Source organism: Streptomyces sp. NPDC001393 (genome assembly GCF_053597455.1).
On the sequence record NZ_JBSFIH010000074.1, the window covers coordinates 1 to 13,434 of the forward strand.

Consider the following 13,434-nt stretch of genomic DNA (forward strand, 5'->3'; position numbering starts at 1 on the left):
GGGTATTTGCGTGGTGCTGGCACTGCTCGTGGTTCTCCTTCGGGCCAGGATCATAAGCCTGGCTTCAGGGACTCCACGAATCCGGGGTCAGCTCAGGTCGTGGTGGTCGAGCGGGGCATACTCGACCTGGACCAGCGTCTGTCCGGCGGTGGGAGCCGGGGGCTCGGGTACGTCCACCACCTTCAGGCTGGTCTCCGGCTCCCCGAACTGCGTGAGGTGAATGGCGAGCATGGGACACGGCTCCTAGCTTTGTCGCCGTCGCTTCTTGAAATTCGAGACATCGCTTCGGATGCCGACGGCCCGGTCCCTGAGAGATTCCACTGGTGCGTCCAGCTCGGTTCTGCTCCGGCCCGTGAGGTGGACGGTGGAGCCCTCGGCAACGAACCGGGCTATGGCCAGACCGATCCCGGTCGAGCAGTCACAAACCGACCTTGCCATCAAGCTGTCCCAGGATGCCCGCTTCTTCCTCGATGTAGCTCACCCGGAGACCTGCACAGAGCACAGCACGCCGACACCGGCAATCCATGCCCGTCCACCTTGTGACGCCCTCGCCGACGAAGGAATACTCCGCCACGCCAGCTCACGAGCCGCATGGTTTAGATGGATTTGTACCTACTAGTAAAGAACCCGAACGAGGGCACTGCAACCGGAGAGGCACTCGCCCTTGCCAGGTCTTGCAACTGGCTGAACAGACCCTTTGGCCCTGCACTCCCTCTGCCATATCACGCCCCGCCGATTCCATGGGCGCCGCAGCCATCGCGTGCACGCTCTGCGTACCCGATCGAGCGCAGTCCGCGGTCTCTGGCGAAGCGATGACGGCTCGGCCGCCCCCGCTGTACCCCGCGCTATACCCCCCCCACGGCCAGGTGCAGCGGGGGCAGAGCGTTCCGGACGAGCCTCCAGAAGGCGGGCAGCGTGCCGGCTCCTCTGGCCTTCTTCAGCTCGTGATCCGAATCCCAAAAGCGCGACGACGCTACGGTGTCCAACCTTGCCGAGTCGGTCGTTCTTTCGGACGTCACCCGTACGAGTGAATTCACGGGTAAAGCTGGCCACCCTGTGATTCGCGCCGGTTCATTGTGAGGCCGCTGCGATTCGGGTGGCGAACGCGCATGTCCGCCGAGCCCTTCGTGAGCTACCCCGTCCTGCCCTTGTAAGCGAGAGACATGAAGTGCTCCTGCAGGAGGAGAGCGGTGGCATGACAGCTCGACAACTACCGTGCAGTCTCGGACCGTTGGAAGGCGAGTCCCTGCCGGGCTTCCTGCTCCGCCCGGCCTACCGCTTGAATCGCTCTCCCCTCGATGTCAGTGTTCTGGCCGTACCTCCACGCCGTCGCCCATCTCACCGGCCAGCGATCGGCAAGGTCCAACTGGGTGGCATACGCGGTGTGTCCGTCGTACGCGAGTGCCAGATCCTCCAACCCGAGGACATCGGACCATGTGACATCTGGTTGCTGGTGGCGCTGAAACGCCTCGGGCCTGCCTCTGGTGTTCGTCGTCCACGCCGCTGGCCCCTTCGTGCATCGAGACGAACCGCAAGAGTGCTACGACCGTATGGTGGTTATGTCGGCACCGAGCGCTCATTCTGCAGACAGGCACGCATATGGTGATAGTCGGGATGCCTTGCTGGAACTGGACTATGCCAAGCCCCGAGAAACATGAGTTCAAGCTCAGCGGCCGCCACTGTTGTGAAATTCTAATGCGGCCCTACTCTTGAATTGGGTGACGGGGCTGACACGTGGCATCAACAATTGCTTGATCCGCGGGAGTTGACGAATTTCGGGGCTGAAGGCTCAGGAATTCTCATCTGGGTGGTCGAAATCCTGCGCAGTGGACTGCATCGGGAGAAGTTACGTCATGGGCTCACGCGTTCCTGCTCGATCTTGCTCTCTCGGGCCACGATAGCTTCAACGTCAACTCGCAGGCTCTGGCCAAGGTCACAAGCGTGCGTAAGTTGGGCTGCGTACATCTTGAGTCGCTGGCGGAGCCTTCGTCGGTCACCCGTTGGGCGACCGGGGGCGAAGATATCTGCGGCCGCCCTCTTCATTGGAACTGTCGACTCTCCGCTTCGTTTTAGTTCCTGAATTAGGGGACTATGGAGATATTCAGCCGACGTGGACTCGCTCCATACGAAGACTGTTCCGGGGGCGGCATCTTCCTTTGCTCTCAAGCGGCCAATCAAGGGCAGATCGCACAGTGCCATCCAGTCGTCTAGAGGCAGCCGCCAACCGGCCAGTGCGTGGAGCCGCCTGGAATAGTCTGTGGGATTGTTCTCTTCGGAGAGTTGGCGGGCGATCGCTGCTACCCTGGCCTCGAATGATGGCCAGAGGTGCGCAGGCCCGAGTTCCCGTCCCAGTAGTGAGATTGTGCCTCGCGCAGCCTTGTTGGGAATGCCTAGGGTTGCCGTACACCGATACCAGGGCATGCCGGAGGCCAGCTCGGCGAGTCGCAGTGTGGCACCGCGCCGCAATTGTCGTACCGTCCACGGGTTGGTGCGAGGCATGTCGCGCATGAAGCCAGTGAAGTGTGCGTCGAACCATGGCTCAGGAAGAAAAGGTGGCACGTTCTTCAGCTGAAACGTTCCTTGCGGGACCAATGATCGTCTCGCGGGGGCTTCTGGAAAACCATGAGGTCGCCGAGCTGCAGCGCGCGCCATCGCGGTGGAGGTGGAAATTGAAGCCATTAGGTTAAGTAGGTATCGCGGAGCCTGTTTGTGTGCCGCCTGGGCAAACGGTTGCACCTGTTCCCGCAATGACGCCGCGTCACGATCGCCGAGTAGTTTCTCGGCAGCCAGAAGCAAGGCGCCGCAGTGAGCTACTTCCTGAGGAAGGTTTCGTGGCCCAGCGAGGCGAGTTCCCGAATTAGGATGGTCGCGCTGTGCGGCGGCGAGTGCTGAGATCGGGGCGGCGTGCGCGTCGAGACTGGCCTTCAGGGTTTCTGAGGGGAGCAGCGTGGAGCCGAGAGGCCAGCTCAGTTTGATCAACACGGTGGCCAGGATCAAGTCTGGAAGATAGTTATCCCGCGGTGCCCCCAGCCCACTGTATTCCAGGTTCTTATCCATTCTTTGCTGCAATGCGACGAGCAGGTTGGTGTCTTCGTTCGATAACCCGAAACGTGCTATTGCAGGTCCCCGGTCCAATCGAGTTCCGCAGGGTAGGATATGTGCCTTGCCGCCGCGCCGCGGTCGATTGTCGGAGGGTATAATATTGCGGCACTGTAAGGGATGTAGCCCTGGGACGCCGGGGTTGCAGATTAGACCGCCGTGCCTATCCGTAAATCCGTTGACTAGCTGTCCACATGCGGGGCATTTACTCGCTAATAGTTGGTGATGTTTCGGGCATGCGAAAGTAGTCGGCAGGTGCCAACGTAGTCTCCATGGGCCCCCAAGTGTCCGTTGGATGGAGCTCTCGTCCCCGTGCAGGCACCGGGGGCAGAAGCGGCTCGAGAGGTTAAATGACCAGTTCATGCCCGATGTTGGATTGGTGAGTCGGGCGCCGCTTGGCATAGAAGCCAGCGGCAGGTACGTGTCCGTCAGGCTGCGAAGGGTTAGGGACTCAGTCTCTGCGGCCGAAAGCCGCAGGCGGTTGCCGACTTGGCTAGTCAGGGCGTCGGATAGCCTGAGGAGGTGGTAAGCCGGTACGCGGTAGCCCTTTTCTAGGCCGCACAGGACAGCGATGCGGTGCGGCGCACGCTCCAAGCGATATGACAGGCGTAACAACAGTCCTGGCAAAGACTCGTCGGGCAACGGGACCAGCGCTCGGGGTAGTTGCCGGGTGGCCGAGGCGCTCACCACGCAGACCTCCGTATATGCTGCTCAGTTCCCATGGCAACCGTCCGGCAATTTGTCTGCGACGCACGTGTCGCCAGAGCGGCAGCCACGTCAAGACGCACACTGCGCAACGAGAGACTCATTTCGCTCACTCCGGCTTCACCTCCTTCGGTCCCCGCATTTCGCCGATTTGATCGGCGCTGACGGTACGACGAGTGACCCATCGGTGGCTGGTTGTTGGATGGAGGGCCATGCGTTCGGGTGAACAAGTTCGAGTGTGAACAGATGAGGTAGGAGCGCTGTACCAAAGTGCCAACTATCTCTCTGATTCCGGGTTTCCTGCTGCTGAAGCTACTTGGCATCAGGGCAGGTCACGAACGTTGGCTGATGCCAACTAGCAATCCTGGTCACACTGCTGTGACGAGGATTTTTAGTTGGCACAAAAGAGGGATAGTTGGCACCGGAATTAGCTGGGACCGAGACCGGCTGGCCGAGCCGCGACACGGCATTTGGCGCGGCGGTCCCAGTTCACGCTCGAGTGGTTGACGCCTGCCGGGCCGCGAGTTCTCCGTTGGCGCCGCGTCCGAGGTTCCCCGTGGACGTACACCAGCGGCAGCGGGCGTTCTGGCGGGGGTCTTGGAGATGTCGTTCGCGAGTTCGAGGGCGGTGGATGACTGATCCGAGATCGTCGTCGGTCTCGTGCAGGCCGGCGGATGCGAGAAGGAAGTGGGTCACGGCCTCGCCGACGGCGAGTGTGTTGAAGGGCATCACGCTGGGTGCGGGTACACCGAGGACGTACCGGGCTTGCTCACGCTCGGCCTCGGGGTGCATCTCGATAGCGAGTTCGGTCGGGTCGATGAGCCCGTTGCACCACATGCAGCCGATGCCGGGGGCGATCAAGCGAGTGGCGGTGTGGATCTGTCCGATGCTGCCATCTCGGGAGATGGGGATCTTGACACCGACTTGAGTCGCTGGGATGAGGAACTCGTGGATGACGGCGTTGACCCAGTGCCGGGCCGAATGGCTGTCGGCGGCCAGGAAGATCCAGTCGCACAGCACCAGTTCACGCAGTGCCTCGGGGTTTTCAACTCGTCGCGGGATCTTGGTCAGACGGATCTGTGGATTCGCTCGGCTTGCGTTGCGGGCGGCGAGATCGGTTTTTGGCTTGCCGATATCAGTGCGTTCGGCTGCGAGCAGCCGCGGGAGATTGGTTGCATCGACGGTTTCGCTGTCGATCAGGATAAGTTGTCCGACGCCCAAGCGGGCGAGTTCTTCGACGAGGATGCTGCCGACACCGCCAAGGCCGACGACGGCGACGCGTAGCCGGGCAAGTGTCTCTTGTCCATGGTCCCCCAGAAGCCGCGCCTGTCGGTCCCATACGGGGTCCGAGGCTGCGGGCGACGCGGGACTCGGCCGCAGCCGAAGCATGTTCCCGGTAGGAACGACGGTCTCGCTCAGCGAGGTCCTGCTGCCGTCGGGAAGCCACAGGTCGCCTGCGGCGGCGTGCGGGGTGACGACGAGGCCGCCGACCGCCTGCCCGCTGATCTGCCGCAGAGTGGCGTATCCGCGTTCGTGGCTGGCCAGGTCAACGCGGGAGAACTGGACCCGGTCGAGGCCGAAGTGGCAGTGGACGGCGAGGTAGGACAGCTGTTCATCCCGGGCGCGGATGATTGCGTCGCGGACGAATGTCGGAGACAGCGCCCGATGGCCCCTCTCGCCGGGGCCGTAGTCCTCATCGTCGCGGGCGACAAGGAGCTCGCGGGCCAGGAGGCGGGGGCCTCGCGGGCCGTCGGCTCGGCCCGCGAGGATGACGGCGCCGTGTTCTTCTTTGTCGCGGAAGAGATGCTGGGACAGTTCGTTCCACAGCCGGGGCGGGAGGGTGAGGCTCCACCCGTCAGCAGGTGGGTTCACTGGTCGGCGAGCCACCGGCGGATCCTTTCGGCCTTGAGCGCGGCGTTGTCCACGGTGGCGTCCCGGCGGTTGGACCGGCGGGAGATCTGCATGGCGGGGCGGTCTTGCCACTGAACCCGTTGAATGGCCGGTCCGTGCGGCTGACCGTCGGCGCGGGTGAGGACACCGGTGTAGTGGGGATAGACGTCCGCGTCCGGATAGGCGGCGCTGATCTGGAAACCGAGCCATGTCACCGAAGGCGCGTATGCGGAGCCGACGGGCACGTCCTCGATGATCACAACCACTCCGCCGGCGCCGTCCGTGCGAACTGCAACCGGGTGACCGACGAAGTGGGAACGGACGGCCTCGACTGCTTCGGCGATCGCCGGAACGAGGGTGATCACGAGTTGTCGTCCGGCGGGACCGCAAGGAACTCCTGATGCGCGTGAACGTGGAGGGTCTCCTCGTCGGCCACGACTTCGTAGCGGCCGTTGCCCTGGCGGACGGAGAGCTGGAAGCCCTCGTCGATCGGCAGGCCCTGGGCAATGGAGGCCCGCTTGATGTCCAGGCCCGTAGCCTCGTGATCGGGAACGACGACTGGTTGGCCGTTGACCGTCACGGTGACCGTGTGGGGCCGGGGCGGAGCTGCCTCGGGGGTTCCTTCATGGGTGCTTGTCATCGACGTTCCTCTTCCCTACCGGTGAGCCGGTTCATGGCCGGCATGGTGTTGTGAGACCGCTTCAGTGTTTCGAAAGTCGAACACTGAGCTCACGGTAGCACCTCGCTGTTCTGGATGTCGAACACCGATTGAAAGTAGACTGACCCCCCCAACCGTGAGGAGGAGGGTGATGGCCCGGACCCGCGTGAACGTGTCCGCCTTGTATGCGGCTCTCGACGCCGCGAGGACCAAGAAGGAACTCTCGTGGCGACAGCTCGCCGCGGCAGTGGGGGTCAGCCCCTCGACCATGACGCGCATGGCCAACGGGAACCGGCCGGACGTGGATGCCTTCGTGGCTCTCGTGCGGTGGCTGGGCATGCCCGCGGAAACCTTCATGGTGGACCCGGAGGACGAGCAGCGGGAAGCCCGGGCTGAGGAACCCGAGTTGATGGCACAGTTGGCGCCGCTGTTGAGGTCTCGCAGCGACCTGGGTGCCGAGGATGTGAAGTACTTGGAAGAGGTGATCGGTGCGGCAGTGCGCAGATTCGCCTCTGATCGCGAATCCCGTTCGAGGTGACGCGTGGGTCAGCGGTGGGCCAAGAAGGCTCTTCAGGATCTCGCCCTTGAGGTCCGCGGTGAGATAGGCGCTGGACCGCACACCCGGCTCGACCTCGAGCGGCTGACCGGCGAGTACGACATCCCGGTGTACGCGATGAGTGATCTCGCCGACAGTTGCTCGCCCGAGGCGTTGGACTACTTCACGTCGAGGCGCCCCGAGGCGTGGTCAGCCGCCCTGGTGCCGGTCGGGACAGCGCGGTTCATCGTGGAGAACTCCACGCACACGCTCCAACGGCGCAGATCGAATGTCGCGCACGAGATGTCGCACCTCCTCCTGGAGCACCAGTTCGAGGGAATCCTCTTCGCTGACGGTGGATGTCGCGACCTGGGCCCCGAGATGGCGCTGAAGGAGAAGCAGGCCGCGGCGCTCTCTGGGGAGCTGCTCATTCCCATGGCAGCGGCGATCGGCGCGGCTCTGTCGGGCAGGACTGACGAACAGGTGGCGTTGCAGTTCGACGTCAGCTTGCAATTCGCCGCCTGGCGCATGAACGCTTCAGGTGCTCGGAAAATCGCTCAGCGGACACTTCAGAAGCGAGCGGCGGGAATGCGACATTAGCCCATCAGGCTCCCACTTCAACGCTGAGAACGTAGTCGACACCCCGACGCCGTCCTGAAACTGGTGCTTGCGATATCGGCGGTGAGCGTGACGGGTCATCGACGTCTGTCGGTCACCGGCGAGCCGCGCCTCCGCCTCCATGCTCGCTGTGTTCTGCCAGTGTCCAGTACAGGTCCCCGGACACTGGGTGCACGCTCCAGGAGTCGATGTGCCCTGTGACCGTCAATCGGTCGAGTACATCTGTGAACCGCGTTGTGGGCAGCCCGCATTCGTGTGCCAGCTGATCCAGTTCTGCTATTCCGCAAATTCCTTCCTGGGCGGTATGAGCCGTGAGGCACATGGCAATGAGTCGGGGAAGCGGGGCCCAGTCCGTATGCACGCGGCAGGCGGCGCGCAGCGCCCAGTCTGCGGCCGCGAGCCGGTCAGGGCGGGCCGGGCATTGGGCGAAGAGCCCGATGTCGAGGAGTTGGATGACTTCTGCGCGCGAGTTGGAGTGCGACGCGGACAGGGTTGAGCGTAGCCATCGCGCCTGGTGGAGCTCCCGCCAAGAATCCGTGGCAGGTCCCAAGCGAAGGCTACGCAGTACCCCGAGCGGAAACCGAACTTGAGCTGAGTCGTTCATGCGCAAGGCGCATTGTAGGGCGATCAGTCTGGCGGCAGCTCCGGTCTCAGCCGGCAGCGCGGAAGCGAGGTAGTTGAGCATCTCCCGTACCCGTGTCTGTCTGTCCGGGCCCTCGTCGCCCGGCCGGATCTGATGCGTCTGCGACTATGGAAACTGCTGGAGCGGCCCACCGCCACCGGACCCGAGGCCGAGGCCTTCGGTCACAAGACGGCCGAAGTGGCCGACGCGCAGCAGCGTGGTGACCTCGCCCGGGAGATGGAGCCTGCCGATCTCCTGACTATGGTTCTCGCCGCTGCCCAGGCGTGGTTCTGGGCCGCCGAGGGCGTCGACCCCAAGGAGGCCGGCCAGTCCTGGTAGGCACAGCGGCTGGCCTTGCACCGCGCGGCGGTCGTTGAGGCCGCCCGCCGTATCAGCGAACCCAGGACCGCTGGTGAGTAGCAACGGGAGACAAACGCGCCCGAAGCTGCCGGCCACGGTCCGCTACCGCGCCTGAGTGCGCTCGCGTCGCGCTGTGGTGTCGGTGCCGTCCCACTGGTAGCGATCGGTGCCGGGCAGGCCCAGGAACTGCAGGACGCGTTCGACGAACTCGTCCCGCAGTTGCGCGAGTGTCTCCGGCACGTTGTAGTACGTAGGGATCATCGGGTACACGGTGGCTCCCGCCTCCGTGACAGCGACCATGTTGCGCAGGTGGATGAGATTCAGCGGTGCTTCCCGGAGACAGAGGACGAGTTTGCGCCGTTGCTTCAGCATCACGTCCGCGGCTCGCTCGATGAGGCTCTCGGTCTGGCCGTGAGCGATGCGTCCGAGTACGCCGGCGGCACACGGCAGGATGATCATGGCGTCGGTGGGGTAGCTGCCGCTGGTCACCGGTCCTGACATGTCGGCCGGATCGAGGAAGCGGACTTTCGTCGACGTGGCCTCCAGGGCCTGGACCACCGAGTCCGGATCTTCGCCGGTCTGGAATTCGAAAGCCACCAGCTTGCGCCCATTGGCCGACACGAGAAGGTTGACGTGGCCGACCCGGTCGTCTCTCTGAAGTGAGGCGAGCAAGGCTTTGGCCACTCCGGTGCCGCCTGCCCCCGTGACAGCAACTGTCACATTCTGCTGGGTCACGTCTGTCCCCTTCTTGACGCATCGGGCTGGCGGCCGCACCTTCTCGTGCCTGACGGATGGAGGTCTCGAGGCCGTCGTTGAGGACCGCTGTCCGCGTCGGTCCGACACGCAGGCTGATCGGTACCTCGTCACGCGGTCGCCAAATCCCATGGGTCACTCGGCCGGCGGCTTGTAGTGATGACTCATTCACCCAGGCGGTGGCAGCCAACGGCCCCGAGCGGGAGGGTCCGACGCTGTTGGTTTATTCGGGGCCTTGCGTGACGTCGGCCTTCGAGACCTGGTTGTGGTCTTGAAGGCCGACGTTGTCGTATGGGGTGGGTGCGGATGTCGATGCAGCCGAAGGGATCTGGGGAGATTCCGGCGGAGACGGTGCGGGTGGCTCGGGCCGCGTTCCCGAAGGGGAGCCTGGCGATCCGGGTGCGGGATGAGCTGGGACCGTTGTTCAGGGACGAGGAGTTCACGGACTTGTTCCCGGTGCGGGGCAGGCCGGCCTGGTCGCCGGGCGGGCTGGCGCTGGTGTCGGTGTTGCAGTTCGTGGAGGGGCTGACCGACCGGCAGGCTGCTGAAGCGGTGCGGGCCAGGATCGATCTCAAATACGCACTCGGGCTGGAACTGGACGACCCGGGATTCGACTTCTCGGTGCTGTTGGAGTTCCGTGAGCGGCTGGCCGGGGCGGACGGGGGACGGCGGGTGCTGGACGGCATTCTGGCCGCGGCCCGTGAGAAGAGGCTGCTCAAGTGCACGGGCCGGGCCCGGACGGACTCCACGCATGTGCTGTCGGCGGCGCGTGAACTGTGCTGGCTGGAGATGGTGGCGGAGACGTTGCGGTCGGCGTTGAACGCGCTCGCCCAGGCTGCCCCGGCCTGGCTGTCGGGGGTGGCCGAGCCGGAGTGGTTTAGGCACTACGCCACGCGGGCGGAGGACACGCGATTCCCCACCGGCCGCGTGAAGCGGGACGAGGTGGGGACACGGATCGACCGGGACGGGACGTGTCTGCTGTCTGCGGTCTTCAGCGCTGATGCCCCCGCCGGGCTGCGTGGGCTTGCCGAGGTGGAGACTCTGCGGCAGATGTGGGTCCAGCACTTCCACCACGTGGACGGCGAGGTGAGGCGCAGGGGCCCAAAAGACCGTCCGCCGGGCGCGTTGCGCCTGGTCACCCCCTATGACACCGACGCACGGGGCAGCGTGAAGCGCGGCACGATGTGGGACGGCTACAAGGTTCACTTCACCGAGACCTGTGAGCCGGACGCCCCGAACCTGATCACGAACGTCGCTACGACGGTGGCCACCGTCCAGGACCGGTCGATGGCCGAGACCATCCACCACCAGCTCGCGGCCCGTGACTGCCTGCCCGCCGAGCACTGGGTGGACGTCAGCGCCCGGCGCGACCACGGCATCGCCCTGCACGGCCCCATCCAGGCCGACAACAGCGCCCAGACCAGCGCCGAAGGCGGCTTCGCTCAGGACGCCTTCACCATCGACTGGGACCACCAGCAGGCCACCTGTCCTGGCGGCCGCACCAGCACCACCTGGAGCGAAAGGCTCTCCCAACGCGGCCAGCCGGTGCTGTGGGTGGTGTTCTCGGCCAGTGACTGCCGCCCCTGAACCATGCGGCAGGCGTGCATCAACACGCCCACCATCAAACGGCCCCGCGAACTGCGACTACGCCGCCACGACGAGCACCACGCGCTCCAGGCCGCCAGGACCGAACAGCAGACCGACGCCTGGAAGGAGCGCTACAAGGTCCGGGCGGGCGTCGAAGGCACCATGTCCCAGACCGTCCAACGCTGCGGCCTGCGCAGATCCCGCTACCGCGGGCTGGCCAAGGCCAGTCTTCAGCACCAGCTCACCGGCGCTGCGATCAACCTCGCCCGCATCGACGCCCACCTCACCAAGACGCCCCGGGCACGCACCCGCACCAGTCACTTCGCAGCACTTCGCCCCGCCGAGCTCATCCTCGACGGGGCGAAGTAGGACCAGGCCCCGAATAAACCAGCAGCGTCCGGGAGGGTCCCTCGGGGCCGGCGGCCGAGCATGCCGGTCGGGAGACGGCCACCTGGTGGATACCTGCCGCGATCCGCGGCACCCAGGCGTCAGCGCGATGCGGCAGAGCCGGTGTCGCCTGCCGACTCGGATTCGGCGGCGAGGACCTTGGCGCGCACATCTGCCGGGAAGACGCCGTCGAACGTTGCGGGCGGTACGCGTCCGCTTCCCACCGCCGGGAGCAGGGCGTCGTGCACGACGACGGCTCCCCAGCCGTTGTGCAGTTCCTCCTCGGTGAAGCACGGGTACCACGGCATGATCGGTCCGTGCCACTGCTCCTGGCGGAGGGACGGGTGCACCCTGGTGGCCAGTGCCCAGAGCAGATCCGAGTCGTTCGACGGATCCACGTCGTCGTCGAGGACGTAGACGACGGGGGAGAGCCGCCCCACCCGGGTGCCGTTCAGCACCTCGCCGATGCGGTGCACGAAGCGCGCGGTGTCCATCCCCGGCAGCGAGTCGCGCCAGTTCTGCGGGACGGTGATCACCGTCCAGAAGCAGGCTGCACCGAGCGGGAGCCATGCCGTCGTGATCGGCAGTCCCGCCTTCCGCAGGACCGCGACGACCTCTGCGGAGATGCCGGCAGCCGGTGCGACGTGCGAGTCGTCGACAGGCCGGCCGGCGGCGGCCAGCGGCCAGATCGGGTCGTCCCGGTAGGTGATCGCCTCGATGCTGAAAAGCGGTTGCGGCGACGTCTCGGGCAGTGCCCAGCCGTGGAACTCCGCGAACGGACCCTCCACGGCGTCGCGGGTCGCGGACAGGTGTCCCTCGATGACGACCTCGGCGGAGGCGGGCACTTCCAGATCGTTCGTCTCGCACTTCACGACGTCGACCGGCTTGCCCAGCACCGCTCCGAGATACGCGCCCTCGTCGACCTCGGTCGGGACGGTCATTCCGCCGACGACGGCAATGCCGGGGTCGCCTCCCTGTACGAGGGCGTAGGGCATTGGCTCACCGATGGCCTCCCACTCGCGCCAGATCATGCCGAGGTGCTGGCTCGGCAGCACCAGTCCGGTCATGTGCTGGTCGTCGATCTCCATGATTCGGGAGATGGACCAGTTCGTCCATCGGCCGTCCGGTGTCCTGGCGATGATCACGCCCCAGGTGTTGACGTAGGGGCCGCCGTCGTCCTGGTGCACGCGTGGAATGGGGAACCGGTCGAGACGGGCTTCGTCACCCGTCAGGATGTTCTGCTTGCAGGGTGCCGAGTCGGCTGCCACCCGCCGAGGTGGGAGCAGTTCCTTGGTGCCTGCTTCCCTGAGGTGTTCGACCAGTTCGGCTGCGGTCGTCGTGTACGGCAGACCGAGAGAGAGGGAGACCCGCGCCAGCGGATGCCCGGGAATGCTCGACAGGGCGCCCGGGGCGCCGATCATGCGGAACCCCTCGTCGACTCCGCTGAGGTGCTCGAAGAACGGGGCGGGCCTGCCGTTCTCGGTGGACCGACGGGTGATGGCCGACGCTTCCAGGTTCGGATCGATCACGCGTGAGATCCGTTGAATGTCCCTCAGCTCTTCGAGTGCGGAGATGTAGGACCGGAAGTCATTGATTTCAGACATCAGTTGGTTACTCCTTTCAGTTCGGAGGGGCGCGGTATTCCGTCCCAGCGCTGCGCCGAAGCCACCTGGATGTCGAGTTGGTCCAGGACTCGGACAACGACATGCTCAACGAGCTCGTCAATGGTTTTCGGACGGCTGTAGAAGGCCGGCATCGGCGGCACGATCCTCGCTCCCATGCGCGAGAGCGCCAGCATGTTCTCGAGATGGATCTCGCTGAGCGGGGTCTCCCTCGGTACGAGCACCAAGGGGCGGCGCTCCTTCAGCGTGACGTCGGCAGCTCGGGGGATGAGACCGTCGGCATATCCGGTTCGGATGCCGGCGAGGGTCTTCATGCTGCACGGCGCGACAATCATTCCGTCCACGCGGAATGAACCTGATGAGATTGCCGCCCCTTGGTCGTTCCACGTATAGGTCACGTCGGCCAGGTCGGTGACTTCGCGGACCGACAGGTCGGTCTCCAGATGGATGGTCGCCCTGGCCCATTGGGACAGAACGAGATGAGTCTCCACATCCGGCTGCTCCCGCAGTCGGCGAAGCAGTTCGACACCGAAGACGGCGCCGGTCGCTCCGGTCATCCCCAAGATCACACGTCGGGACATGGGATGCACCTTCCGTA

Annotated in this window: 11 protein-coding genes and 1 pseudogene; 4 read left to right on the plus strand and 8 right to left on the minus strand. The window is 65.0% G+C overall.

Annotation, left to right across the window (positions count from 1 at the left end; genetic code table 11):
* Positions 1-87 precede the first annotated feature (87 nt).
* From ACWC2T_RS41220 to ACWC2T_RS41240, 5 genes are all read right to left on the minus strand, one after another.
* Positions 88-231, minus strand: a complete 144-nt coding sequence (locus ACWC2T_RS41220; protein WP_450675434.1) for a hypothetical protein — start codon at positions 229-231, stop codon at positions 88-90.
* A 1,620-nt stretch (positions 232-1,851) separates the two neighbouring features.
* Entirely contained in the window at positions 1,852-3,789 is a 1,938-nt protein-coding gene (locus ACWC2T_RS41225) for a TniQ family protein (protein WP_450675435.1), read from the minus strand.
* Positions 3,790-4,293: 504 nt separating this feature from the next.
* Positions 4,294-5,691 (minus strand): ThiF family adenylyltransferase, encoded by a 1,398-nt coding sequence (locus ACWC2T_RS41230; protein ID WP_450675436.1) that lies wholly within the window; start codon positions 5,689-5,691, stop codon positions 4,294-4,296.
* Positions 5,673-6,059 carry a hypothetical protein gene (locus tag ACWC2T_RS41235; RefSeq protein ID WP_351216270.1) on the minus strand — a complete coding sequence of 129 codons (387 nt, stop codon included), beginning with the start codon at positions 6,057-6,059 and terminating at the stop codon, positions 5,673-5,675. Before ACWC2T_RS41235 ends, ACWC2T_RS41230 begins: the two co-directional genes overlap by 19 nt.
* Complete coding sequence (locus ACWC2T_RS41240; RefSeq protein ID WP_351216272.1) at positions 6,056-6,334, minus strand: multiubiquitin domain-containing protein; 279 nt, start codon at positions 6,332-6,334, stop codon at positions 6,056-6,058. Before ACWC2T_RS41240 ends, ACWC2T_RS41235 begins: the two co-directional genes overlap by 4 nt.
* Positions 6,335-6,503: 169 nt before the next feature.
* Between ACWC2T_RS41240 and ACWC2T_RS41245 the strand changes: the two genes are divergently transcribed.
* From ACWC2T_RS41245 to ACWC2T_RS41255, 3 genes are all read left to right on the plus strand, one after another.
* The gene (locus ACWC2T_RS41245) at positions 6,504-6,890 is read left to right on the plus strand and encodes a helix-turn-helix domain-containing protein (RefSeq protein WP_351216274.1); all 387 of its coding nucleotides are present in this window, start codon (positions 6,504-6,506) and stop codon (positions 6,888-6,890) included.
* Positions 6,891-6,893: 3 nt separating this feature from the next.
* On the plus strand, positions 6,894-7,487 hold the full coding sequence (locus tag ACWC2T_RS41250) for an ImmA/IrrE family metallo-endopeptidase (RefSeq protein WP_351216276.1): 594 nt from the start codon (positions 6,894-6,896) through the stop codon (positions 7,485-7,487).
* A gap of 718 nt (positions 7,488-8,205) precedes the next feature.
* A complete protein-coding gene (locus tag ACWC2T_RS41255) occupies positions 8,206-8,466 on the plus strand; it encodes a hypothetical protein (RefSeq protein ID WP_351216306.1) in 261 nt (86 codons plus the stop codon).
* Positions 8,467-8,589: 123 nt separating this feature from the next.
* Here ACWC2T_RS41255 and ACWC2T_RS41260 read toward each other — a convergent pair whose 3' ends face one another.
* The gene (locus ACWC2T_RS41260; protein WP_067051830.1) at positions 8,590-9,222 is read right to left on the minus strand and encodes a UbiX family flavin prenyltransferase; all 633 of its coding nucleotides are present in this window, start codon (positions 9,220-9,222) and stop codon (positions 8,590-8,592) included.
* 324 nt (positions 9,223-9,546) lie between these two features.
* Here ACWC2T_RS41260 and ACWC2T_RS41265 point away from each other — a divergent pair.
* Positions 9,547-11,196 (plus strand): annotated as a pseudogene (locus ACWC2T_RS41265) (transposase).
* 119 nt (positions 11,197-11,315) lie between these two features.
* Here ACWC2T_RS41265 and ACWC2T_RS41270 read toward each other — a convergent pair.
* Positions 11,316-12,818, minus strand: a complete 1,503-nt coding sequence (locus ACWC2T_RS41270; protein ID WP_351216279.1) for a UbiD family decarboxylase — start codon at positions 12,816-12,818, stop codon at positions 11,316-11,318.
* The gene (locus ACWC2T_RS41275) at positions 12,818-13,417 is read right to left on the minus strand and encodes a non-oxidative hydroxyarylic acid decarboxylases subunit B (RefSeq protein ID WP_351216281.1); all 600 of its coding nucleotides are present in this window, start codon (positions 13,415-13,417) and stop codon (positions 12,818-12,820) included. The genes ACWC2T_RS41270 and ACWC2T_RS41275 overlap by 1 nt, the downstream gene beginning before the upstream one ends.
* Positions 13,418-13,434 lie beyond the last annotated feature (17 nt).